This is a genomic window from Ruegeria sp. AD6 (genome assembly GCF_056542325.1).
Window position 1 is genome coordinate 1 of the sequence record NZ_JBQFZQ010000020.1, and the last position, 22,323, is coordinate 22,323.

Below are 22,323 nucleotides of genomic sequence, written 5' to 3' on the forward strand. Positions count from 1 at the left end.
CTAAATCCGGACTACAAATATCAGAGCCAATCAAAAGCTCTAGAAGGGTCCAAAGCCGACGATCCTCACAGAGGTTCACAATTACCGCTGTCGGGACTTTGCAGCCATCCGCATTATTTCTCCAAAGGACCGCAGTCAGCCCTAAACGGACATTCGCAACAAGACTTTGCAGCTCCTGCTTCGGACCAAAAGGCGTCAGAGATTGATGGGAGGTGTCGTCACACTTGTTAGCGTCGCCGTTGCAAGCAGGATCAGGGCAACAGCGAGAATCTCTATCGAAATCGACCGCCGGAGAGCAATTTCCGCGCCACGCTTCTCAGCCCTGAGAGCCGGAACGAGTTTCAACTTGTTCAGCGCCGCGATTCCAAGAAGGGCAGAAACGATCACGACCTTGACTAAAAGCCCCAATCCATAGGCCGTTCCGAACAAGGCGGCCAGTGAGCCGGAAAGCAGCCATGCGAGTGCCGCGCCTACTACAATCAGGACGGCAACTCCGTAAGCAGCGACATTGCCAAAGTGGTGCAGTAGATCGGCCTCAGTTGGAGTGAGCACCGCTTTGCGCAAAGGCAGTAGAGCACCGACCCAAAACGCGGCAACCAGCAGATGAAGAACCAGCAAGACTGCGAGAGCCGCTCTAGGCTCTCCTAGCGAGTGTCCCACCTGAGCAAAAGAAATCGCTATGGCAAGGCTGCCCGCCAAAGCAATCCACTGCCCGACGCGTTGGAGCAAAATTGCCAATATCGCGAGTTCACCCACTCCTCGCCAAATCGCGGCGGTGCCAAGTGGACTGTCCCAGACAAAGCCAAGCATCATTGGGTCCGTCGCGCCCTCAAAGCCCATCCCGGATATCCGTGCCGCTCTAATGCCGAAACGCAAAGCCAGAACGGCGAGACCGAGTAGCGCCGCACCGACCGCGAGGTGCCTTGCAAGGCGCAAAACAGACACTTCGGCGCGCGTGGCAAAGAGGACGGTGAATAGGACGCTACCCATCGCCAGCAGCGCCGTACCGTAGCCAAGTGCTTTCGCCAGAATGGCCAAGACGGCAACACCGTCAATGGGGGCCAGTCCGGTCACTCAGTTACCGTGAAAGAGAAGCTGCCCTGCATCGGGTGACCGTCGGAAGCCATACCTCGCCAGTCGAAACGATAGCTTCCGGGTGCAAGCTCCTCCAAAGGCATAGCTCGGAACTCCATAGCGGGGTCCATACCTGTCTCGCGCTCAATTTTGACGTCGCCATCGGGTGAGGTCAGCGTGACCGAGATGATGCGCATCGGATCATCGAACCGCATGGAAAGCTCCGGCACGTCCGTGACAGTCGCGCCGTCAGCCGGTGTCGTTGCCTCGGACTTTGAATGCGCAGCCGCAAGCATTGGAGCTGTCGCTACGGCCAAACCGACAAGAGTTTGTTTGATCATCTGAGTTTTCCTCTATTCGGATTGGGCATTCAGTTCGTCGTGGTACTCACGAAGCTCATCGGGCCAGGTTGACTTGATATAAGAAAGGACCGCTATGATTTCGTCATCGCCGAGCACACCTTCATAGACCGGCATACCGGTTGGGGGTGCATTTTCCATCAGTCCGGCCAGGCCAAATTTGGTCAAGGTGAAGAGCGTTTCATCATCGTGGTGCCACGTATGCCCTGTGGCGTCGTGCGGCGGTGCCGGTAGCAAACCATCCTCGCCGCGTATCTGCCAGTTTGGCTGTCCTTCCAGGCGTGCTCCGTGGCAGGCAGCACATTGGTCCGCGTAGATATCTTGGCCAGTTGCGACCAGTTCGGCGTCATCCGGCCTCAATAGACCGACGGCCTTAGAGGGCCGGGCCAGAACGAAAGCTAGGGCGAAACCGGCGAGCGCAAGCCCACCGGTGACCAAGAGTGTTGTGCGCCCTAGCATCAGGTGTGGAACGGCTGTGCGTTGCCAGCGCGGTAGTATACCGTACCGGCTCCAGCCTCTCCCCCAAATGCAATGACGTCGTAACTGGCGGACGGATCGTCGCCCATACCAGGGGAGCCCATTGGCATGCCAGGAACGGCAAGCCCTGTAATGTCAGGCCGATCCTTCAACACGGCTTCCAGTGCTTCGAACGGCACATGGCCTTCAAAGACATAACCATCGGCTTCAATGGTGTGACAGGATGCGAGGTTCAGCGGGATACCCCGCGCTGACTTCTGTGCCTCGGGGTCGGTCAGTTCCTCAACGGTTACGGCGTTGCCACGTGCGCGAGCCAAGTCGGCCCACGCGTGACAACATCCGCAACCTGGTGAACTGAGCACGTGCATTGGGGTGCCTGCACGGACGGGAAGAGCTGTCGCGATGAGAGCAGTTGCAGACATTGTGGTGAATTGACGACGTGTGATCATGTCTGTCGGTCCTTTGATGTGAAATTTGAACGGAATGCGGGCGAGCGCCCGTTGCCATTCAGGCTTTCGGAGGACCGGTGGGAACACCCAGTGCGAGGCCCGAAAAATCGGCTCCAGCGTGCGTCACACCACCCACTGAGATCACCAATGGAGCAATAGGCGAAATCCCCGCCGTGGCGACGAGATCACCAAAACAGGATGTTGAACCCATGCCGCTGGTGGTGTCGCAACAATCCGCAACAGCTTTCTCGGCATTAGCCAACGGATCGTCGTCCGCCATTTGAGCATGATGACCAGAATGATCCGATCCATGGGTCAAGCCATGCTTCACGGACGCTGCGGATGCGCCAGAGAATGCAACAACAAGAAGTATCGACAGGACCAGGCGAAACATACCAAATACCTACTGGGGGCACGTGGTTTTGACAAGTTACGAGGATGGGTCGACGCAAACGATCCTAGTTGCACCCATTATGGGTGCGCCACATCTCTGGATCATGTCCGTCCGGAACAGCGGAACATGGATCACCTGAAAGTCCGGTACAACTGAATTTTGACTGATCTGCGTATTAGTCAGCAACGGCAAGGTCAGCAGAGAGGCGTTTAGCCTAAGGTGTTTCCGGTGATGAAGGTGTACGAACTTTCGACCAGGCCGATGACGACATCCAACTCTTCTGGTGTGGTCGGAGTATAGATCATGACAAAGCCACTCCATCCGGGACGTTGATTGGCCCAAGGGTGTCCTACGGCCCAGCCAGCCTCAATTGCCCGTCGGGCCATTGCGGGGTGCAGCGAAGCGTGCAAGCTGCCATCAGGATGCATATGCGCAAACTCAAACCCACCGACGATAGAGTTCGGTTGAGACATCAACATGTCAGGATCAAGCTGAAAGCCAATCGCGCCAGGTAATGATATGCGTGTTGGGCCAAGTGTGACCCCTGGGAATTGCGCAACACGCTCCAGCAATAGCTTGGCCAAATCGGCATCAATTTCGACACCAATCTGTGTATGGGGTACGCCGCTTGTCGTTTCGGGACTGGGCGAGGTGCGCTCCGGCAAGGAGCGCTCTTGTGCGGATACCATCGGGCACATCAATGCCACCGCTGTCGCGGCAGCCGCCAGTAGTTTCAGGAACACATTCATTTGTTGTCAGCCGGTCAAAAGTTAAGAATGAGCGCTCGGTGCCATATCAGTTCCCTTGCACACATCATTCAGCCTTTAACGCTTCGACATTGATCAAGACTGCTATTTCGTCGCTCACCGCAGGTGCAAACGCCCCAAGTCCGAATTCAGACCGCACGATAGTCGCCGTGGCTGCCAGCCCCAAGGTCGGCGTGCCCTCATTTTCGCCAAAAGGGTATGGCGCTGATTTGTTAAGCGTTGTTTCCAGAACAACAGGTTTGGTGACGCCATTCATGGTCAGGTCGCCAGAAATATTCGCGGAATTGTCCCCGGTCACTTCAATGCTGGTTGAGGCGAAAGTGACCACGTCATCGTCACTCGCGCTAAAAAAGTCATCGGACATGAAGTGTTGCAAACGGGCATCCCAGCCCGTGATCATGGATTTTATAGGCATAGACACTGTGACAGATGACGCAGACGGATCATCTTCATTGAACTCAATCTCACCGCTAAACCCTGAGAACATTCCAAACGTTTCTGAGAATCCGATGTGGTCGTAGCTGAACAGTACCTGGCTGTGCCCGGGGTCCAGCTCGTACGTACCACTCTCGGACAATGCGGTTGTCGCGACCATCGATAAGAGTACCGCTAGCGGGGTTGCTGCCACTTTGAACATTGATACGCTCCCATTTTGACAAGACGTGTTCGCGGAATTGAGTATTGAGCTTTAGTTTTTGGCTGGCAGTACTTTTAGAACAAAATGTTCTACTGTGCAACAAGATGTTCTATAGGAGGGGTGATTGAAAGAAGATCCTAGGCTGATCGCCACACGGCAGGCCGCGCTTGATGCGGCGCAAAGGATACTGATGGATGAGGGCGTGCTGCACGTAACTCATGGCGCAGTTTCGAAGGCAACTGGCATTTCGCGCAGTACACTTTACAGGCACTGGCCAGATGCGCGCAGTCTGCGTGATGCAGCATTCCGGCGCATCGCAACACCGCCAAACATACCGCCCAAAACCGATGGCCCGCTACGATCTGACCTGCGCTGGTTACTCGGTGTACTGATGGGAGCCTTAAATGACACACCGTGGGGCCAAATCGCGCCTCAGGTGGTCGCTGCTGCGTCCACCGATGCAGAAGCGCGGTTAGTGATAACAGAATTCATGAAAGACAGGTTCGCGAGTGTTGAAGCAGTATTTGCAGCCGCAATAGACCGCGATGAGATCACCGCCGATGTTCCGGTCGACCAACTCATAGAACTAGCAGTCGCGGCACCTTATTTCCGCAAGCTCATACGTCACGAGGCACTGGACGAAGAGTGGTTGGATCAACATGTTGATCTGCTTTGCAGTATCGCGAAAACCAATTCGGGACAGTGACCATCGCCTGACTAGGCAATCAAAGCGGCCAATAAACATAACAGTTTCCAAGATCGCAGTATGGCTACGTTCGCCGCTTGACATCAGCACGCCGCAGGGTCAATTCGATGCGCTCCTCACAACGTTGACGACTGCACCCTGATTTGTCGCTGCCGCTAATTCACAATGCAACATGAACACCTTTGGGTTCAGTGTCGCCCACGGCAATGTCGACTTTCAGGAACCGGCCAAACCTTGCAATGTCCAGTATCCTCCTCTGATGCGCCTTTCGCTGACTTGCACATAAGTGACTTGAAGCAGCCCAAACCGAACCTTCTCACCCAAGCATTGCAATTTAGTAAACTCGCAACGAAGCGGCATTTAGACTATTTCCGCCCAAAAACCGCTTCCAAAACGCGATCCCCCAGACTGACTTGGTAATGTCAGGTTCAATGCGGGCGTCACGCGTACCAATGCTGCCCGATTAGTCCGTTGCGAAGCAATAAAACAGACCTGCCCCGCCTGAACGTGGCAGATGTTCCTCTCCGCAACCGCGCGAGCCGTGCGATGAGTTCCAGGACACCATGTTTCGGGCATCGTTGAGACCGATACGGTCATGATGCCCGACAATCGCAGATCCACCCTCGCTGTTCGAAGTCCAGTTACTGCATGTTGTGTCACCGCCTGCCGTAGAGAAGTAACCTGCGGAATCGGAGCCGGTCAGAATGTCATGTTTGTTCGGCTGGCTACCACGCCCATTGACGGGGTTACCGTTTTCGTCGAGCGCTGTCTGTAGACTAATGTTCACGCTGTCGCGGTGCAGTTCTTCAACATTGTTGGCGATGAGCTCTCCATTGGCATTGTGCCAGGGGCCCGATCCGATCCGGTCGCGTGCAGAAATGCCATTGGTGATCGTCATCGGGTCGGTGCTGCGATCAATGGACATTGAAGTGCTCAGATAGGCCGCAAATGTTTTGGAAGAACCGGCCGCGGAAGCGAGTGCATTACAATGGGCATCGGCGCCTTCGAGGCCGCCTAGATTGGCACCGTCCCCCTTGCCCACACTAGTGATGAAAAACGACATCTCCTCGCCTGCCGATTGCGCCTGTGCCGCCGTTGCGAAACAGCAGATTACGAGTGCAGCAACCCCACGGATAGTTGTTCTTTTGGTGAACTTCGGCATGTGTTTCTCCCTTCGTGCTGTGTAATCACTGATGCTAGTCGTATGTAACCATCGGGTCCGGATGTATGACACTATGGTGCTGGTGCGATTCACTACAGCCGGTTGTGCATGACCGACCCTCTGGCCCTAATTATTACTACCCTACTCCGGTCTTACATGTTAAGTGCGGTCGCTCACCTGTTCCCAGGATCATTTGTAATGAGTGACTGAGGGTCGTGACGGAATGACACAAAAAATCGCTCTTTGGTCCATTCCGATATCCATTGCGGTATTGGCACTAAAACTGTTGGCCTGGTGGCTAACCGGCTCGGTGGCTTTGTTGTCAGACGCAATGGAATCAACTGTGAATGTCGTTGCGGCGCTGCTGGCGTATCTCGCAGTTCGGGTTGCAAACAAGCCCCCTGATAAAAACCACCCCTTCGGTCACAAAAAAGCTGAGTATCTTTCTGCCGTCGTCGAGGGCGCACTCATTGTGCTGGCAGCATTCTTGATCATCAGAGAAGCTGTACTGGCACTTCCAAACCCGCATCTTGAGGATGCGCCGCTTCTTGGAATCGTCGTGAATGTCATTGCAACGGGTGTGAATGGCGCATGGGCTTACCTATTGCTCAAAATCGGCAGGCGGGAGGGTTCGCCTGCATTGGAGGCGAGCTCCCGGCACATTTTGACGGATGTCATGACTTCAGTTGGTGTCATCGCAGGTTTGATACTGGCGCTTGCCACCGGCTGGCTGATCCTCGATCCGATCCTGGCAATTCTTGTTGCACTGAACATCTTGTGGGAGGGATGGAAAGTTATTCGGTCGTCCGTCGATGGCCTGATGGATGTGACACTGTCGGAGCATGACTTGCAGACTGTTTCCAACGCAATCGAAGCAAATCTCGGCGCAGCCTTAGAATACCACGACCTCAAAGGGCGCAGATCCGCGAATGTCATATTTGTGGAGTTTCATCTTGTTGTGGATGGCACAATGCCAGTCAGTGCAGCGCACGATATATGCAATGACATCGAGGAAGAATTGGATCGTTTGTATCCGGGTTCGATCTTTGTCATTCACCTCGAACCTGATGACGAATTGTTGGGTGTCGGGGTTAACTCCCACTAAACTTGTTATTCAGCCCTGCAAAAACACTATCGACTTGACCGATCTGGCTAAGACGTTCGGCTTGAAATTCGTCAGACCTAAGCCCGATGTGGGAAAGCCGGGCCAGAAGTAACCTGTCTCCAACGTCGAGAAGCGTGATGATCAGAATTGGAGGCGAAAATGAAAATTCAAAGAAAGCTGGGTCAACTTCTTAGCACCGCGGCGCTGGCTTCGTTGATCGCGGCGACACCTTATGTACCAGTGTTCGATGCCGACGGTCGCCTACATTTTGAGCCGTCATATGCCTTTGCCAAGAGCGGCAAGGGAAAAGACGGGGATGGTCGTGACGATGATCGTGACGACAGAGATGATGACCGGGACGACAACTCGGGGTCGGGGAGTAGCGGCCGTGGTGGGGACCGGGACGATGATCGTGATGACGATAGAGATGATGATCGTGACGACAGTTCAGGATCAGGCAAAAGTGGTCGCGACGATGATGATGATGACTCCAAACGCTCCAGTAGAGGCAGCGGAAAGAAGGATCGGTCTCAAGCGGGGGGCAAATCGTCGGGTTCGGCTGGGATAACAAAGGTCGAGACAAACGCCAGCGGCATTGAAGTACGTTACGCCGACGGAACCAAGGAGGAGATCGAAAACGGGCGGTATGAGAGAAAGAATGCGCAGAACCGAACTGTTGAGGAGCGCCCTGCGACCGGTGCTGACGTCTCAAGGCTTCGGTCATTGGCGAATGGTATCTCAATCGACAACGTGCGCTCTTCAGGGCAAGGCGGCGCTGCTAGAAGTCGACCCACGAAAATCGAACGCCAGGGCAACAATATCGAAGTGAACTATGCCAATGGTTGGAAAGAGGAAATCGAGTTTGGGCGCTACGAGTTAAAAGACCCGTACAACCGGACTGTTGTTGAGAGAAACGCAACGGCTTCTGATCGCCGGAGGCTACAGGCGGTTGCTAACTGAACAGCAAATCCAGTCGATAATCCGTTGGCGGCTTCTCATTGAGAGGGGCCGCCATAGCTGTCAATGAAACCGCAGTTAGTCTCCCTTGTTCCAAACATCATGGGCGATGAGTGCTGCCTCTACCCGATTGCGCGCATGAAGCTTTGACAGGATTGCTGTCATGTAATGCTTCACGGTTTTTTCTTGAAGGTCTAACTCGTCAGCGATTTCACGATTACTAAGACCTTTGGCCACACGTCGAAGTATTTCTTCCTCACGATGCGTAAGGTCATCGAGAAGGCCGCCGTCCTTGGAGGTGCCGCTGTCAGTGTTGATTTGAAGCAGCACACGCGACGCCAAGCCCGGAGATACGAACCCCTCACCTGCGGCGATGCTTTTCAGGGAAGCGGTCAATTCGCTCGCGGTTACTCCTTTCACAATGTAACCAATCGCGCCAGACTCCAAGGCGTCTGCGACATCGCTGCTGTTCTCTGATACCGTCAAAATTGCAATGAAAGGCGGATTTGCCATTGCCGCAATTTTACGTGTCGCGCTTATCCCGCCACCGGGCATCGAGAGATCAAGAATAGCTATGTCCGGCTGATACGTACCGACCAGCGATACTGCCTCTTCAGCGCTGGACCCAGCGGCCAAAACTTCAAAAACATCAGTTTCATCTAATGTGCGTTGCAAGCCATCCCTAAAAATTGGATGATCGTCCGCTATAATGACGGATGTTGTCATGATGCACTCATCTTTCTGGAAAACAGTGTCATAACAATGGTGGTGCCTTCGCCCGGTCTCGATGCGACTTCGAAACTACCACCAATACTCTCGACCCGATCTCGCAAGCCCATAAGCCCCTGGCCACCATCGTCTCGCAACGCGGTTTCTTCTGACCTGTCAAATCCAGGTCCGTCGTCTTTGACCTTTACAACTATGCAGTCGCTCTGCACCTCAGAGAAAACAGTGCACTTGGAAGCTGGAGCATATCTCGCGGCATTGGAAAGCGTCTCCTGAAGGAACCGAAAAACGCACAGCTTGTCGGACAATGACAGCTCTGGGGCCTGGCTGCCCAGGAATGAAACATCCGGTCGCAACGGGCTGTGTTCGGCGTGATCCTCTACGGCTCTTTTCACAACATCGACGAGTGACAGGCTGTCGATATCTGGCGCGGACAGCCCTCGTGATATCGCACGAATTTCAGTCAGAGACTTTTGCAAAGACTGCTGAATCTCTTCTGCCTCTTTAGGCCTTTCGGACTCTTTGGAAAACGCCGCCTCCAGTCTAAGGGCGGCGAGCGACATGTATTGCGCAGGACCATCATGTAGCTCGGCACCGAGTTTTTTGAGGAACCGATCTGTTTGCGTGGCATATCTTTCTGACGCTTCGACTACACGCGACCGCAGCCGGGCATTCTGCTCGGCCATCCTCTCACTTTCTGTAAGGCGCTGTTTAAGAAGAGTCCCCTGTCGTCGAATTGTTTTGTCACCAATTGCGACGATGGAATACAGAACAATCGTACTTGCCAGAAATGCGGAACCGACGACCAACCAACTTGTTCGCCTGGCCTTGGCTAAGTCTAACTCAAGCTGATCAGCTCTTTCGTAGAACTCCGCAACTGCAATGATTTCGCCGGACCAGAGTTCGCGGATGGGGCTGTAAACTTCAAGCAGTGGTATCCCCAATGCCGCCTCGGCGGCGCTCTCGGCATGATCAAGCTCTTCGAAAGAGCCGGAGATATCACCGCTCCACGCCCGCCTTAAGTCATCCGTTGGATTGAAACGGTTTCCAATGATGTCTGTATCCGAGGCATGCGCAATCACACCGCCTTGCTTCCAGAATTTGTAGGAAACGATGCGGTCACGCATTGGCTGGGTCATAAAAATCTCGTCCAGCGCCAGGCTCGCCTGCTCTGAAAGTCGGTCGCCATGTGCCAATTCCTGGCTGAGCGGGGAAACCACGCTTTCCATATACAGTGCCGCGGAGTTGGCGGAGTTTTGCACGACTGCGTTCTGGATTCGATTTGACACCCAGACCCCGACGATTGCAGTAGCAGTGCCCATCACAACGATGCTGGCCGCAAGAAACACTCGCGACAACGACCAATTGCCAATCGTTAGGTCAGGTACTTTCACTCTCATCGTGAAATCGACTATGAACTACAATCTGTTACCGCACCACAGACCTTGGTCTGACGCGATCTGGCTAAATCTCAGACTCTGTGATTCCGCCCAGCGGCCAGAGTCAGATATCATCCATCGTTCTCAGTCTTTGCAGCATCGGGCATTGAACGATTCCGCTATCACAATTGGCCGTAAGCTCACTCAAGGCGCGCTCCAGACGTCTGAGCTCATCAATCTTGCTTCGAACGCTGGCAATGTGTGCAACGGCCAGTTCTTTCACTGACCGGCAGTCTTCGGTACTTCCTTCTGACAGCTCCAAAAGCGCCTTTGCGTCAGATAGAGGAAACCCCAGGTCGCGGGATTTCTTCAAAAACCGAAGTCTACCCACATCATTTGCTGAATAGAGGCGACGATTGTTCAGAGCTCGTGCGGGTTTTGGTACGATACCTTCGCGCTCGTAATAGCGGATAGTTTCAATTCCGACCCCGGATTGCCGGGAAGCCTCACCTATCGCAATCATGTAAAGTGCCCCCTACTGATCCTGTAGTTGCTACAGGAGTTATACGCTCTGTATGCCGGTGCCTCAACACAATCAAATCGAGCACCTCGGGAGCGAAAGATGAAGAAATATGTGACCCTCAGCTACCTGGGATCGGTTTCCGCTCTGGGGGTCGCGACATGCTGTGTTCTTCCAATGGCCATGATGTTGTTAGGCTTGGGTGGCAGTTGGTTGGCGGTATTCGGAAGAATAGCGGTGGCAAGCTACTATGTTCTCGCCATCTCAACAGCGCTGGTCGCGGTTTCATGGATCGTAGCGCATCGAAACGGGACGTTGGCAAATCTGAAATGGTGGCTTGGTGGAAGCTCAGCGATCACCGCGCTGGCATGGGTCATCGTGTTCAATGAGGCTCAAATCAACGAATACCTAATCATGCAGATGTGAGACAATGACAAAACAAGCTGTGGTGCTGGATAGCACTTTGACCTGCCCTCGGTGTGGGCACATTGAAACCGAAAGAATGCCAACCGACTCGTGCCAGTGGTTTTATGAATGCAAATCATGCAAGGCAGTCTTGAAACCATTGGAAGGCGATTGCTGTGTTTTTTGTTCCTATGCAACTGTCCCGTGTCCACCAATTCAGTTAGAAAACCACTGTTGTGGATAAGCGGGCCGCAACCGCAATATCCGAGAAAGATGTTGATAGCCCGCATTGGCTCGTCCGCCAAAGTTTGCAAAGTCTGGTTTATGCGCATTGCTGTCATTGAGGCATCGAGCAGCATCGGTCAAAGTGGGCTCTTCGTTAGCCTTAGCTGCTCATGTCACGAATGCCCGGTTCAGGACGTCCTGCCTTTCGCTGCGCGTTGACTGAATTGGTGCAAGGCGGGACACAGCCGCCATTTGCTCATGCAGCTATTGCTGACGCAGCATCCGCTGGCAGGTGAAGCACACTTTTCGCCGCGTTGCAGCCGATGTCGTCGGAGCGATCGTTCAAGTGCGTCGATTTGGCTGGAACCGAAACTGTGCTTTCGCGACGAGACAAGTCATCACAATCCTGTTCTCAAAGAATTTGCTGATCGTCTCCGAGGCGCTGGAAAACCACACAATGTCGTCATCACAGCCGTCGCCCGCAAGCCCGTGACCATTGCTAGCGCTGTCGTCAAATCAGGTCAGAAACGGTCATCTCAGACCGCTTGAGAAATACAGTTGCTAGCTAAGAACCGATCGGGCAGCTGCTTCGACGGCATCCTCGACCACCGGCATAGGAGCAGCGGCATCTATTGCGATAACGCCTTCATTTTGGAGCGGCGGCTCCAGAGTCGCGAACTGGGTATCCAGCAAAGATGCTGGCATAAAATGGCCCCTGCGCGACGCCATACGCTGTGCAATGGCATCGCGACCGGCATCTAGAAATATGAACTTTAAATACACCACGTGGGTGCGAAACAGGTCACGATACTGCTGTTTGAGGGCAGAGCAGGCCAGAACGACATGCCCCTGACGTCGGGCGGTTTCAGCGGCCTCACACAATGCATGAAGCCACGGCAATCGCATCTCATCATTGAGTGGGATACCCCGTTTCATGGCCCTTCGATTGGCGACCGAATGGTAATCGTCGGCTTCAATGAATTGAGCGTCCAGTCGCTCCGCGAGACTGCGTGCGATAGTGGTTTTGCCAACACCGGACACGCCCATAACAATAAAGACATGATTTCGGGTGGCCTTTGGGGGTTCAACCATAAGAGTGCAATTCAAATGAGTAGAGCGCGGGCTTGATCCGGGAGCAACGCATCCGGACGTTCGCAAGCAGTGACCATATCGATCCAGCGTCGTTCTTCAGCGGACTGAAGGATTGCGGTCATTATCTCGACCACGTGAGTCGCTAGTTCCAAGCTGCAACGATGCGGCCTTCCCGTGGCGACGGCCACGGCCATATCCGCAAGTCCTGCACAGCGGTAGTTGGCACGGTCATTCCCTTGCCCGTCCTTGGCGTTGGGGATCTCAAATGCATGATTGCGAGACGCAATAGCGGTGGTATCGCCGTCCTGCTTGGCTAGATAAACCTCTCCTCCAAAGAAATTTGGATCAGGAAGGTACAGCGAACCGTCAGTTCCATAAAGTTCCATATTCTCATGGCGATGGGCGCAAACATCCCAACTTGCGCCAAGGGTGATCAGCGCGCCGTTTTCGAATTCAAGTACGGCGTGAATATTGGTCGGCGTGTCCACAGGCACGGTTTCGCCCTCGCGCGGGCCATTGCCGATGGCGCGGGTCGGAAAGCTGGCCGAAGCCATGGCTGTCACCGCTTTCACCGGCCCAATAAGTTGCACCAGGTTGGTCACATAGTAGGGTCCGAGATCAAGAATGGGCCCGCCACCGGGCTGGAAAAAGAAGTCCGGATTGGGGTGCCAAGCCTCCATTCCGCGCGACATTACGTGACAGGTACCACCGATGATGTTCCCGACCAGATTTTCGTCAATGGCCGCACGAGCAAGTTGATGGGCACCGCCTAGGAAGGTGTCCGGCGCCGACCCGACGCGCAGACCTTTTTCCGCCGCAAGGCTCCGCAAGGCTTCGCCTTCTTCCAGGGTCAGCACAAAGGGCTTTTCGGAATAGGCGTGCTTGCCTGCCTCTAGAGTCCGTTTGGTCACATCGAAATGCGCCGCCGGGATCGTCAGGTTGACGATGATCTCTATGTCATCGGCAGCCAGCAGATCGTCGATCGTATCGGCGCGAACCGAAAACTCTTCCGCACGCAACTTGGCGGCATCCATGTTCAGATCGGCAACCGCCCGCACCTCAAGCGCCTTAAAGAGCGGCGCGAGCTTGAGGTAAGAGGTCGAGATATTGCCGCAGCCGATGATGCCGACACCAACAGTCTTCATGTCTGTGATCCCTCAAAACGCCTGAACGGTGGCCAGCGACCGGGTGGCCATGCGGACATGGTCATTGGGGTTGTCATGTTCGATGACGTAACGCTCGACCCCGGCGGCATCCATGGCCTGCTTGATCGCGGGCCAGTCCATGATGCCGTGACCCACATCGGCCCAGCCGCTTTCATCGGCATTCTCGCCTTCGGGCGCGCGGTCCTTGACATGCACGGTGGTGATGCGGTCGGCATATTTCGTCAGCCATTCCGCCGGATCGTGACCGGCCACTTTGACCCAGGCCAGATCAAGCTCAAGCATGATGTCATCAGAGGCTGCCGCGATGATATCGAGCGGCATTTGCCCGTCAACGGGCACCAGCTCGAAATCGTGATTGTGCCAGCCGTATTCCAGCCCGGCAGCGATGATCGGCTCGCCCGCCTTGGCCAGACGCGTCGCGAAGTCCTGCCAACCGGCCAATGTGGTCGGGCGCTCGGCAGGCGGGATGAAGGGCACGATCACGGATTTGATCCCAAGGGCCTTGGCAATCTCGATCGCCTTTTCGGGCTCGTTTTCGACCAGATCAGGCGCGAAATGGCCCGTCGGCATGGTCATGCCATGGGTCTCGAGCAAGGCTTTGGTCTTTGCCAAGTCTTCATAGTAAGGGCCGACGCCTTCGACCTCTTTGACGCCCAGCTCTTCAAGCATCTTGAAGGTTTCTCCAACGTCCCAATTGCGCGACGAATAGAGCTGATAGGAAATAGAAGGCATGATCTGTCCTTTTAGATCAGGTTAAGGGGATGGCCATTCGGCCCTTTTTGGGATTGGAAAGCGCTTAGAGCCGCAATTCCGATTGAATATCGAAGAGCGAGGATTGTGTCAGGTCGAAACCAAGTCGCAGTTTCTCACCGACCTTCACATCGGCCTGCCCCTCCATGCGCACGCGGAAATGGTTGCCCGCAACAACACAATCCACGAGCTTGTCTGAGCCAGTTGGTTCAATCAGGTCGATATCCACGTCGATCTGATAGGGCGCGTTCTGCACAAGCTCTCCGGTGACCACATGTTCGGGGCGGATACCCAAGGTCGCAGGGCCTTCGACCGAACCTTCCGAAGAGAATTCGTAGCCGGACAGCGGGATCTTCTGCTCGCCCACTTCGAAGTGACCGTCCTTGATCTGGCCATCCATGAAATTCATTGACGGCGATCCGATGAAGCCCGCCACATATTTGTTGACCGGGCGGCTGTAGATTTCATCAGGGGACGACAGCTGCATGATCTGACCGCCCCGCATGATCGCGATCCGATCGGCCAGCGTCATCGCTTCGATCTGGTCGTGGGTGACGTAGATCATGGTGTTTTCGAGGTTCTGGTGCAGGCGCTTGATTTCGACCCTCAGATCCGCGCGTAGTTTCGCATCGAGGTTCGACAACGGCTCGTCAAACAGAAATACATCGACGTCGCGCACCAACGCACGCCCGATGGCCACACGCTGACGCTGACCACCGGACAGGGCGGCAGGTTTGCGTTTCAAAAGCGGCTCGATTTGCAGGATTTCCGAGGCGCGTTTGATCCGCTCGGCGATCTCAGGCTTTGGCAGGCCCGCATTCTTAAGGCCGAAGGACAGGTTCCCCTCGACCGTCATCTGCGGGTAGAGCGCATAGGACTGGAACACCATGCCGATGCCACGTTCGGACGGCTCGGCCCAGGTAACGTTCTGACCGTTTATGTGGATCTGCCCAGCGGAGATATCCAGCAGGCCTGCAATACAGTTCAACAGGGTGGACTTGCCGCATCCGGACGAGCCCAGGAGCACCAGGAATTCGCCCTTTCCGATATCGAGATTGAGGTCTTTGAGGACTTCAACCGATCCAAACCGCAGGTCGAGATTTTTGATTTCTACTGAATTTCCCATGATGTTCAGCCTTTCACCGCGCCGGCGGCGATGCCGCGCACAAAGAGTCTTCCCGAGACGAAATATATAGTCAGTGGCACCAATCCGGTGAGGATCGTGGCGGCCATATTGACGTTGTATTCCTTCACGCCTTGGGTCGTGTTGACGATATTGTTCAGCGACACAGTCATCGGATAGCTTTCCGGGCCGGTGTAGACGACGCCGAACAGGAAGTCGTTCCAGATGCCTGTCACTTGCAGGATCATCGCGACCGTGAAGATCGGCAGCGACATGGGCACCATGATGCGGAAATAGATGCCCCAGAAGCCCGCCCCGTCGACGCGTGCAGCCTTGAACAGCTCTTCAGGCAGCGACGTGAAATAGTTGCGGAACAGCAGCGTCAGGATCGGCATCCCGAAGATTGTGTGAACAATGACCAACCCCGATAACGATCCGTATAAGCCAATCTCGCGCAGCATGATCACAATCGGATAGAGCATCACCTGATAGGGGATGAAGGCGCCAAAGATCAGGATGGTGAAGAACAAATCCGCGCCTTTGAACTTCCAGTTGGCCAAAGCGTAGCCGTTCACCGATGCGATGATGATCGACAGGATCACCGAGGGGATCGTGATCTGGACCGAATTCCAGAACCCAGTACTGAGACCGTTACAGGTCAGACCGGTACAAGCCTCGGACCAGGCTTTGACCCAGGGCTGAAAAGTCACCTCCATCGGCGGGGCAAAGATATTGCCCATCCGGATTTCCGGCATACCTTTCAGCGACGTCACGATCATGATGTAGAGCGGCAGAGCGTAGTAGGCAGCCACTACAAAGAGCGTGCCGTAGAGAAAGATATTGCGCCGCGAGAAGGCCTTTTGCGGTTTTGGCCCATGTGGGTCGGTGAAAGCGGAAGCGGAAGTATTAGCCACGGTTCTTGCCTCCAAACTCGAGGATAGCCCAGGGGATCACGATGATTGCGACCGTCACCAACATCATGGTCGAGGCAGCAAAGCCCTGACCCAAATTGTTGGCCTGGAACATCATGTCATAGACGTATTTGGCGGGAACTTCGGTGGCGATGCCCGGACCCCCGCCCGTTTGCGCCACGATCAGGTCATAGAGTTTCACAATGCCCGTCACCACCAGTACAAGGGTCGTGATAAAGACCGGGCGCATCATCGGGATGACAATGAAGATATAAGTTTTCCAGGCGGGGATACCGTCGACACGGGCCGCCTTCCAGACCTCTTGATCGATACCGCGAAGACCGGCGAGCATCAGCACCATAACGAGCCCGCTGCCCTGCCAGAGGCCAGCTATGAGCACGCCGTAAATCGCGATATCGGCCGTATAGAGCGGGTCGAAGGTGAAGCTTTCCCAACCCAGACCACGCACGATATTTTGCACGCCGAATTCCGGGTTCAGAATCCATTGCCAGACCAGACCGGTGACAACGAAGCTGAGCGCATACGGGTAAAGAATAATGGTCCGAATGGTATTCTCAAATCGAATCTTTTGGTCAATCAGCGCAGCCAGAATGAAGCCGATCACAAACATCAGAACCAGCATACAGAAGCCATAGATGGCAAGGTTCTCGATTGAAACCAGCCATTTACGCGTTGTCCATAGCCGCTCATACTGGTCAAGGCCAACCCAATTCAAGCGCGGTAAAAGCCCTGAATCGGTAAAACTGTAAACAACCGTCCACACGGTTCCGCCAACAAAGACAAAGAGAGCGGTCAACACCATTGGTATTGCTGCAATCTTTGCTGATTTGTTCCGGAACAGCTGGTTTGGGCGCGTCGAAGTCATCGCCTATCTCCCTGCTGAAAGCCCGACAATCAAAGTGGATGGGTTAGCCCGTTCGAAAACGCGCCAACCCCAGAGTTGTTTAGTTTGCGCGTTCAATAATGCGCACGAAATCGGCGTGTGCATCTTCCGGGGAGTAGGAAGGATCGGCAAAGAACTGCACCATAAGATCGTCGATCTGAGATTTGGTGTCAGGGGTCACCAGCATGTTGAAGTCCGGCAGAAGTGCGCCTTCCGCAAGCAAGGCCAGACCCTGCTGCATGCAATCATTGGCTGCTTCGAGGTCGATATCACCCCGGACCGGCAACGAGCCTTTCGCTAGGTTAAAGCTTACCTGCGTTTCAGGCTTGAGAAGCAGGGCTGCGAGTTCGGCTTGGGCCGCCGATAACTCCGCGTCGTCGAGCACGGGGAAGTAGAATGCGTCACCGCCCGTTGATAGACGCGGGTTTACGCCAAGACCAGGCAAGCAACTATAGTCTTCACCGGCAACCTGACCGGCAACCGCGAATTCACCTTGTGCCCAATCACCCATGATCTGGCCACCAGCCTTGCCCGTGATCAGCATGTTGGTGGCGTCGTTCCAGTTCTGGACGTTGGAGTTGGCAGCCATATCCCGCGCGGACGCGGCTGCGGCGAACACGGAAGCCACGTCTTCGCCCGCGGCAATCTCGATGTTCTTGTCGCCATAAACGCTGGTGAATACGTCGCTTGGCGGCAAGCTTGCCATGAAGACATTGAATGCGCCGGCCTGCTGCCAGCCCTGCTGACCTATGGCCATCGGGATTTTCCCGGCAGCCTCAAGAGCGTCTGAAGCGGCAACGAATTCATTCCAATTGGTCGGTACCGCGACACCGGCGTCTTCAAAAGCACCATGGCTTACCCAGAGCCACTGCCAGGAATGGATGTTCACCGGGGCGCAATAGACGCGCCCGTCGACGGTGCAGGCTTCCAGCAAGCTGGGAGGGTTCACAAGGTCAAGCCAGCCTTCGGCCTCGGCGATGTCGGTGATGTCGCGCAGCAGCCCTGCTTCGATCAGCTCTTCGGCCTGACGACCGTGGTTGAACTGGAACGCGCCCATTGGGTCGCCACCTGTCAGGCGGCTCACCATAACAGCGCGCGCGGCGTCGCCTCCAGCGATCGCGCCGTCAACCCAAGTATTGCCCGTGGCATTAAAAGCATCGGCGAACTGCTGGACCGCTACGGCCTCACCGCCCGACGTCCACCAGTGCATAACTTCAAGCTCAGCGGCTGAAGCGCTGGATGCGGCGACAATCGCCGTTGCTGACATCAGCATTTTAGTCCGGTTCATGGTTTCCTCCCACCTATAACGATATAGTTTTTCTCCTATAACGTTATAGTTTCTCCTTGCAAGTGTTTTTTTGTACGCTTTATTATTGGGGTGCGACCTTTCATTATTGGGGTGCGACCTTTCGCAGACGGAGGCGAAGCAAGAATTGCTGAATAGGTTCAGGCCTGTCTAAGCAATGTTCTGAGGTGTAGGCTAATGAGACGAAGCGCAGATGTAATCGCTGGATTGAGCAAAAAAGAACTGTCGGCGCTGGTTCATCCAGGCGAACGACCGACCCTGAAGACAATCTCGCGAATCAGCGGTTTGGCCGTCGCAACGGTCTCACGCGCGTTGGGGGATGCTCCGGATATCGGCAGCGACACCAAAGAGCTTGTACGCAAAATCGCCGATGCGGTTGGCTATGTCCCAAACCGAGCCGGGGTCCGCCTCCGGACAGGACGAACAAATGTTGTCACCCTCGTCGTGCCCGCGGAGGGCGATGTCATCAGCAGCGCAACTCGCCTTACGAGTTCAATCGCACTCGAGTTGCGCGGGACACAGTTTCACCTGAACGTGTTGCCATGGTTTCCAGACGAAGATTCGTTGCGGCCGATCAAGTACATCGTCGAAACGCGGTCAGCCGATGCGGTGATCTTCAATATGGTCGAACCAGAAGACCAGCGCGTCGCGTATCTGATGGAACGCAAGTTTCCATTTGCGACGCACGGGCGTTCGAAGTGGTGCGCCGATCACGCCTATTCCGACTATGACAACGCTGCATTCATGCGCATCGCTCTAAACCGTCTTGCAGAGCGTGGACGCAGAAACATCCACGCAATTCTACCACCGCTGCATCAGGCCTATGCCACGGACATGAAGCGCAGCCTGCTTGAAACCGCACCTCATCTGAATCTGAGCTATCGAATTGCCGAGAAGATCTCCAGCGACGATTCTTCCGACGACATCCGGCATTGGCTGCTGAACAGGTTTGAAAAGTCACCAGATATCGATGCTGTTGTCTGCGCTTCCCCCAAAGTAGCCATCGCGACCATCGGTGTTCTCGAAGGCCTAGGGCGCAAGCTGGGCAAGGATATCGACGTGTATTCGAAAGAAACCGTGCCGTTGCTGAAGACATTCCGCGACGACATCCTCGTCGAAACTGAGGATGTCGGGAAGACGGGCCGGTTCCTCGCAAAGGCTGTCATGCAGCAGCTGATCGCACCCGATGAGCCGTTGATGCAAAGGCTGCACGTTCCTCCTGAACACTAACAATCCATCGCAAGGAGAAAACGATGGCAACTCAAATCAAGGGGCCAGCCCTTTTTCTGGCCCAATTCGCGGGCAACGAAGCGCCCTTCGACTCCCTGGCCGGGATCACCCGCTGGGCCGCGGGGTTGGGCTACAAGGGCGTGCAGATCCCGACCTTCGACGCACGCCTGTTTGACCTTGAACAGGCAGCGACCAGCCAGGCCTATTGCGACGAGATTAAAGGGATTTGCGCGGACGCGGGTGTCGAGATCACCGAACTATCGACCCATCTTCAGGGCCAATTGGTGGCCGTGAACCCCGCCTATGACGAAGCCTTTGACGCCTTCGCGCCTGAGGTTGTGCATGGTAATCCCAAGACGCGGCAGGAATGGGCCGTGGATCAGATGATGAAGGCCGCCGTCGCCTCCGAACGGCTTGGCCTCAAGCACACGGTCAGTTTCACAGGGTCTCTGGCATTCCCCTATCTCTATCCCTGGCCGCAACGCCCTGCAGGCCTAATCGAAGAAGCTTTTGCCGAACTAGGTCGCCGTTGGATACCGATCCTGAACCATTACAAGGATCACGGGCAGGATATCGGGTTTGAAATCCACCCCGGCGAAGATGTCTTCGACGGCGCCACCTTCGAGATGTTTGTGGATGCCTGTGGCGGCCATGAAGCGGCGATGATCAACTACGACCCGTCGCATTTTCTGCTGCAGCAACTGGATTACCTGCAGTTCATCGACCTCTATCACGACCGCATCAACGCGTTCCACGTCAAGGATGCCGAGTTCAATCCGACCGGGCGTCAGGGCGTCTATTCCGGCTATCAGGGGTGGACGGATCGCGCCGGGCGGTTCCGGTCGCTTGGCGATGGCCAGGTCGATTTCGCGGGCATCTTCTCGAAACTGACCCAATATGGCTATGACAGCTGGGCCGTTCTTGAATGGGAATGCTGCATCAAATCACCGGAACAGGGTGCGGCCGAAGGAGCGCCCTTTATCGAGAAACACCTGATCGAGGTGACCGGAAAAGCCTTTGACGACTTCGCCGGTGCAGAGCGTGACGATGCGCAAATCAAACGGATGCTAGGACTATGAAAAAACTAAAACTTGGAATGGTCGGCGGCGGCCAAGGCGCATTTATCGGTGGTGTGCACCGCATCGCCGCGCGTATCGACGGCAAGTGGGATCTGGTCGCGGGAGCGTTGTCATCCAACCCTGAACGCGCGGCGGCCTCGGCGGTGGAGCTGGGCATCGCGCCGGAGCGGTCTTACGACAGTTTCGAAGTCATGGCCCAGCAGGAAGCCGCACGTGAAGATGGCATTGATGCGGTTGCGATTGTAACGCCAAATCACATGCATGCAGGCCCTACGATCGCGTTTTTGAATGCTGGGATTAACGTGATCTGTGACAAACCCCTTGCCGCGACACAGGACGATGCTGAGGCAATCAAAGTCGCCGTGGACACTTCAAAGGCAAAATTTATCCTGACTCACAACTACACAGGTTACCCGCTTATGCGACAAGCCCGTGAGATGATTGCACGTGGAGATCTGGGGAAATTACGGGTGGTTCAGGCCGAATATGCCCAGGATTGGCTGGCCGAAGACACCAGCAACAAACAGGCCGATTGGCGCACCGATCCCAATATGTCCGGCGCTGGAGCGATAGGCGACATCGGCACGCATGCCTTCAATCTTCTCTCTTTCGTATCGGGTCTTGGTACGGAAGCGCTGTGTGCAGACCTGCATTGTTTCGTAGATGGCCGTAAGGTCGATGACAATGCCCACATCCTTTTACGTTTGGAGGGTGGCGCGAAGGGTATGATTTGGGCCAGTCAAGTTGCCGTTGGTTGCGAAAACAGCCTGACATTGCGCATCTATGGCGATAAGGGCAGCATTGAGTGGAACCAAGAGAACCCAAATCAGATGAGTTTCACCAGATTTGGGGCGGCCACACAAATCCTCACACGGGGCGGCTCTCATTTAGGCGATGAAAATGACCGTTGGGCGCGCATCCCTCCTGGGCATCCCGAGGGGTATCTAGAGGGGTTCGCCAATCTCTACAGTGACGCAGCAGATCTTATCAGCGGATCTAGCGATGGGCTTCTCCTCCCAGGGATTGACGCTGCTATGAATGGGATGTGGTTTATCGCAGCGTGTCAGGCAAGCTCCAAAAATGACGCGTCTTGGGTGCACAATAAATCAAATTAAGGCTTTAAGTGCTTGGGGTAAGCTAAATTGCAGCCGTTACAATATATATAGCGAAAGCCCGCTTCGTCTCGCGTTCTGTAAATTGCCGCCTTTAATAATGTTGCGTCGCTCACGAAGGGTCGAAATCGCTGCCGCACCGCGTCATGGAATTTCGTGCTTGTGCAGAATATTTGCCACTGCGCGCACTCGCGGCATGAAATTAAGATGACCGGCTTGGGCTCACAACAGCCGTTGGTTACACTTCACGTGAATGTCGGCTTCCGACATTCAGATCAGGTTTGTTTAGCCCGCTCCCCCTATCCTCT

General features: G+C 55.0%; 26 protein-coding genes. 8 read left to right on the forward strand and 18 right to left on the reverse strand.

Features of this window, described 5'->3' with window-relative positions; translation table 11 throughout:
• Positions 1-195 precede the first annotated feature (195 nt).
• The 7 genes from ACR0KJ_RS19050 to ACR0KJ_RS19080 form a co-directional block, all read right to left on the reverse strand.
• Positions 196-1,038, reverse strand: a complete 843-nt coding sequence (locus ACR0KJ_RS19050; RefSeq protein WP_480627422.1) for a copper resistance D family protein — start codon at positions 1,036-1,038, stop codon at positions 196-198.
• A gap of 32 nt (positions 1,039-1,070) precedes the next feature.
• Complete coding sequence (locus ACR0KJ_RS19055; RefSeq protein WP_170451086.1) at positions 1,071-1,415, reverse strand: copper resistance CopC family protein; 345 nt, start codon at positions 1,413-1,415, stop codon at positions 1,071-1,073.
• Positions 1,416-1,427: 12 nt separating this feature from the next.
• A complete protein-coding gene (locus ACR0KJ_RS19060; RefSeq protein ID WP_480627423.1) occupies positions 1,428-1,871 on the reverse strand; it encodes a c-type cytochrome in 444 nt (147 codons plus the stop codon).
• Positions 1,872-1,891: 20 nt separating this feature from the next.
• Positions 1,892-2,227, reverse strand: a complete 336-nt coding sequence (locus ACR0KJ_RS19065) for a DUF411 domain-containing protein (RefSeq protein ID WP_480627424.1) — start codon at positions 2,225-2,227, stop codon at positions 1,892-1,894.
• A gap of 190 nt (positions 2,228-2,417) precedes the next feature.
• Positions 2,418-2,753, reverse strand: coding sequence for a hypothetical protein (locus tag ACR0KJ_RS19070; protein WP_170451089.1), 336 nt, complete (start codon positions 2,751-2,753; stop codon positions 2,418-2,420).
• A gap of 209 nt (positions 2,754-2,962) precedes the next feature.
• On the reverse strand, positions 2,963-3,502 hold the full coding sequence (locus ACR0KJ_RS19075) for a luciferase domain-containing protein (RefSeq protein WP_170624435.1): 540 nt from the start codon (positions 3,500-3,502) through the stop codon (positions 2,963-2,965).
• Positions 3,503-3,566: 64 nt separating this feature from the next.
• On the reverse strand, positions 3,567-4,157 hold the full coding sequence (locus ACR0KJ_RS19080; RefSeq protein WP_480627425.1) for a YceI family protein: 591 nt from the start codon (positions 4,155-4,157) through the stop codon (positions 3,567-3,569).
• 124 nt (positions 4,158-4,281) lie between these two features.
• Between ACR0KJ_RS19080 and ACR0KJ_RS19085 the strand changes: the two genes are divergently transcribed.
• Positions 4,282-4,863 carry a TetR/AcrR family transcriptional regulator gene (locus ACR0KJ_RS19085; RefSeq protein WP_170451095.1) on the forward strand — a complete coding sequence of 194 codons (582 nt, stop codon included), beginning with the start codon at positions 4,282-4,284 and terminating at the stop codon, positions 4,861-4,863.
• A 463-nt stretch (positions 4,864-5,326) separates the two neighbouring features.
• Here the strand turns inward: ACR0KJ_RS19085 and ACR0KJ_RS19090 are convergent, their stop codons facing one another.
• Entirely contained in the window at positions 5,327-6,025 is a 699-nt protein-coding gene (locus ACR0KJ_RS19090) for a hypothetical protein (RefSeq protein WP_480627426.1), read from the reverse strand.
• A 223-nt stretch (positions 6,026-6,248) separates the two neighbouring features.
• On the opposite strand from ACR0KJ_RS19090, the gene ACR0KJ_RS19095 reads away from it, so the two are divergent.
• A complete protein-coding gene (locus ACR0KJ_RS19095; RefSeq protein ID WP_480627427.1) occupies positions 6,249-7,130 on the forward strand; it encodes a cation diffusion facilitator family transporter in 882 nt (293 codons plus the stop codon).
• 159 nt (positions 7,131-7,289) lie between these two features.
• The gene (locus ACR0KJ_RS19100; protein ID WP_480627428.1) at positions 7,290-8,090 is read left to right on the forward strand and encodes a hypothetical protein; all 801 of its coding nucleotides are present in this window, start codon (positions 7,290-7,292) and stop codon (positions 8,088-8,090) included.
• A gap of 75 nt (positions 8,091-8,165) precedes the next feature.
• On the opposite strand, the gene ACR0KJ_RS19105 is transcribed toward ACR0KJ_RS19100, so the two are convergent.
• The 3 genes from ACR0KJ_RS19105 to ACR0KJ_RS19115 form a co-directional block, all read right to left on the reverse strand.
• Positions 8,166-8,813 (reverse strand): response regulator transcription factor, encoded by a 648-nt coding sequence (locus ACR0KJ_RS19105; RefSeq protein WP_170451099.1) that lies wholly within the window; start codon positions 8,811-8,813, stop codon positions 8,166-8,168.
• Positions 8,810-10,207, reverse strand: a complete 1,398-nt coding sequence (locus ACR0KJ_RS19110; RefSeq protein WP_480627429.1) for a sensor histidine kinase — start codon at positions 10,205-10,207, stop codon at positions 8,810-8,812. Before ACR0KJ_RS19110 ends, ACR0KJ_RS19105 begins: the two co-directional genes overlap by 4 nt.
• Before the next feature lie 109 nt (positions 10,208-10,316).
• Positions 10,317-10,715 (reverse strand): MerR family transcriptional regulator, encoded by a 399-nt coding sequence (locus tag ACR0KJ_RS19115; protein ID WP_480627430.1) that lies wholly within the window; start codon positions 10,713-10,715, stop codon positions 10,317-10,319.
• A 99-nt stretch (positions 10,716-10,814) separates the two neighbouring features.
• Between ACR0KJ_RS19115 and ACR0KJ_RS19120 the strand changes: the two genes are divergently transcribed.
• Both ACR0KJ_RS19120 and ACR0KJ_RS19125 read left to right on the forward strand, forming a co-directional pair.
• A complete protein-coding gene (locus ACR0KJ_RS19120) occupies positions 10,815-11,138 on the forward strand; it encodes a hypothetical protein (RefSeq protein ID WP_170451106.1) in 324 nt (107 codons plus the stop codon).
• A gap of 4 nt (positions 11,139-11,142) precedes the next feature.
• Positions 11,143-11,361 carry a GDCCVxC domain-containing (seleno)protein gene (locus ACR0KJ_RS19125; protein WP_480627431.1) on the forward strand — a complete coding sequence of 73 codons (219 nt, stop codon included), beginning with the start codon at positions 11,143-11,145 and terminating at the stop codon, positions 11,359-11,361.
• Positions 11,362-11,903: 542 nt separating this feature from the next.
• Here the strand turns inward: ACR0KJ_RS19125 and ACR0KJ_RS19130 are convergent.
• The 7 genes from ACR0KJ_RS19130 to ACR0KJ_RS19160 all read right to left on the reverse strand — a co-directional run bounded on the left by ACR0KJ_RS19130 (position 11,904) and on the right by ACR0KJ_RS19160 (position 18,576).
• Positions 11,904-12,434, reverse strand: coding sequence for a gluconokinase (locus tag ACR0KJ_RS19130; protein ID WP_480627432.1), 531 nt, complete (start codon positions 12,432-12,434; stop codon positions 11,904-11,906).
• Positions 12,435-12,445: 11 nt separating this feature from the next.
• Positions 12,446-13,579, reverse strand: coding sequence for a Gfo/Idh/MocA family protein (locus tag ACR0KJ_RS19135; RefSeq protein ID WP_480627433.1), 1,134 nt, complete (start codon positions 13,577-13,579; stop codon positions 12,446-12,448).
• Between the two features lie 12 nt (positions 13,580-13,591).
• Positions 13,592-14,332 carry a sugar phosphate isomerase/epimerase family protein gene (locus tag ACR0KJ_RS19140; RefSeq protein ID WP_170641987.1) on the reverse strand — a complete coding sequence of 247 codons (741 nt, stop codon included), beginning with the start codon at positions 14,330-14,332 and terminating at the stop codon, positions 13,592-13,594.
• A gap of 64 nt (positions 14,333-14,396) precedes the next feature.
• Positions 14,397-15,476 (reverse strand): ABC transporter ATP-binding protein, encoded by a 1,080-nt coding sequence (locus tag ACR0KJ_RS19145; protein ID WP_480627434.1) that lies wholly within the window; start codon positions 15,474-15,476, stop codon positions 14,397-14,399.
• Positions 15,477-15,481: 5 nt separating this feature from the next.
• Positions 15,482-16,387 (reverse strand): carbohydrate ABC transporter permease, encoded by a 906-nt coding sequence (locus tag ACR0KJ_RS19150; RefSeq protein ID WP_170525025.1) that lies wholly within the window; start codon positions 16,385-16,387, stop codon positions 15,482-15,484.
• Positions 16,380-17,270, reverse strand: a complete 891-nt coding sequence (locus ACR0KJ_RS19155) for a carbohydrate ABC transporter permease (RefSeq protein WP_170525021.1) — start codon at positions 17,268-17,270, stop codon at positions 16,380-16,382. Before ACR0KJ_RS19155 ends, ACR0KJ_RS19150 begins: the two co-directional genes overlap by 8 nt.
• Positions 17,271-17,349: 79 nt before the next feature.
• Positions 17,350-18,576, reverse strand: a complete 1,227-nt coding sequence (locus tag ACR0KJ_RS19160; protein ID WP_480582431.1) for an ABC transporter substrate-binding protein — start codon at positions 18,574-18,576, stop codon at positions 17,350-17,352.
• A 225-nt stretch (positions 18,577-18,801) separates the two neighbouring features.
• Between ACR0KJ_RS19160 and ACR0KJ_RS19165 the strand changes: the two genes are divergently transcribed.
• The 3 genes from ACR0KJ_RS19165 to ACR0KJ_RS19175 are packed head-to-tail and all read left to right on the forward strand — an operon-like array spanning position 18,802 to position 22,018.
• Positions 18,802-19,824 carry a LacI family transcriptional regulator gene (locus ACR0KJ_RS19165; protein WP_480627435.1) on the forward strand — a complete coding sequence of 341 codons (1,023 nt, stop codon included), beginning with the start codon at positions 18,802-18,804 and terminating at the stop codon, positions 19,822-19,824.
• A 23-nt stretch (positions 19,825-19,847) separates the two neighbouring features.
• Positions 19,848-20,903 carry a sugar phosphate isomerase/epimerase family protein gene (locus ACR0KJ_RS19170; RefSeq protein WP_170525015.1) on the forward strand — a complete coding sequence of 352 codons (1,056 nt, stop codon included), beginning with the start codon at positions 19,848-19,850 and terminating at the stop codon, positions 20,901-20,903.
• Complete coding sequence (locus tag ACR0KJ_RS19175) at positions 20,900-22,018, forward strand: Gfo/Idh/MocA family protein (protein WP_170525012.1); 1,119 nt, start codon at positions 20,900-20,902, stop codon at positions 22,016-22,018. The genes ACR0KJ_RS19170 and ACR0KJ_RS19175 overlap by 4 nt, the downstream gene beginning before the upstream one ends.
• Positions 22,019-22,323: the final 305 nt, after the last annotated feature.

What these genes read in the sequence shown, in the direction of transcription:
- ACR0KJ_RS19055 (WP_170451086.1), bottom strand. Translation starts at nt 1,415, where the DNA reads ATGATCAAACAAACTCTTGTCGGTTTGGCCGTAGCGACAGCTCCAATG.
- ACR0KJ_RS19070 (WP_170451089.1), bottom strand. Translation starts at nt 2,753, where the DNA reads ATGTTTCGCCTGGTCCTGTCGATACTTCTTGTTGTTGCATTCTCTGGC.
- ACR0KJ_RS19075 (WP_170624435.1), bottom strand. Translation starts at nt 3,502, where the DNA reads ATGAATGTGTTCCTGAAACTACTGGCGGCTGCCGCGACAGCGGTGGCA.
- ACR0KJ_RS19080 (WP_480627425.1), bottom strand. Translation starts at nt 4,157, where the DNA reads ATGTTCAAAGTGGCAGCAACCCCGCTAGCGGTACTCTTATCGATGGTC.
- ACR0KJ_RS19090 (WP_480627426.1), bottom strand. Translation starts at nt 6,025, where the DNA reads ATGCCGAAGTTCACCAAAAGAACAACTATCCGTGGGGTTGCTGCACTC.
- ACR0KJ_RS19095 (WP_480627427.1), top strand. Translation starts at nt 6,249, where the DNA reads ATGACACAAAAAATCGCTCTTTGGTCCATTCCGATATCCATTGCGGTA.
- ACR0KJ_RS19100 (WP_480627428.1), top strand. Translation starts at nt 7,290, where the DNA reads ATGAAAATTCAAAGAAAGCTGGGTCAACTTCTTAGCACCGCGGCGCTG.
- ACR0KJ_RS19105 (WP_170451099.1), bottom strand. Translation starts at nt 8,813, where the DNA reads ATGACAACATCCGTCATTATAGCGGACGATCATCCAATTTTTAGGGAT.
- ACR0KJ_RS19115 (WP_480627430.1), bottom strand. Translation starts at nt 10,715, where the DNA reads ATGATTGCGATAGGTGAGGCTTCCCGGCAATCCGGGGTCGGAATTGAA.
- ACR0KJ_RS19120 (WP_170451106.1), top strand. Translation starts at nt 10,815, where the DNA reads ATGAAGAAATATGTGACCCTCAGCTACCTGGGATCGGTTTCCGCTCTG.
- ACR0KJ_RS19125 (WP_480627431.1), top strand. Translation starts at nt 11,143, where the DNA reads ATGACAAAACAAGCTGTGGTGCTGGATAGCACTTTGACCTGCCCTCGG.
- ACR0KJ_RS19130 (WP_480627432.1), bottom strand. Translation starts at nt 12,434, where the DNA reads ATGGTTGAACCCCCAAAGGCCACCCGAAATCATGTCTTTATTGTTATG.
- ACR0KJ_RS19135 (WP_480627433.1), bottom strand. Translation starts at nt 13,579, where the DNA reads ATGAAGACTGTTGGTGTCGGCATCATCGGCTGCGGCAATATCTCGACC.
- ACR0KJ_RS19140 (WP_170641987.1), bottom strand. Translation starts at nt 14,332, where the DNA reads ATGCCTTCTATTTCCTATCAGCTCTATTCGTCGCGCAATTGGGACGTT.
- ACR0KJ_RS19145 (WP_480627434.1), bottom strand. Translation starts at nt 15,476, where the DNA reads ATGGGAAATTCAGTAGAAATCAAAAATCTCGACCTGCGGTTTGGATCG.
- ACR0KJ_RS19155 (WP_170525021.1), bottom strand. Translation starts at nt 17,270, where the DNA reads ATGACTTCGACGCGCCCAAACCAGCTGTTCCGGAACAAATCAGCAAAG.
- ACR0KJ_RS19160 (WP_480582431.1), bottom strand. Translation starts at nt 18,576, where the DNA reads ATGAACCGGACTAAAATGCTGATGTCAGCAACGGCGATTGTCGCCGCA.
- ACR0KJ_RS19170 (WP_170525015.1), top strand. Translation starts at nt 19,848, where the DNA reads ATGGCAACTCAAATCAAGGGGCCAGCCCTTTTTCTGGCCCAATTCGCG.
- ACR0KJ_RS19175 (WP_170525012.1), top strand. Translation starts at nt 20,900, where the DNA reads ATGAAAAAACTAAAACTTGGAATGGTCGGCGGCGGCCAAGGCGCATTT.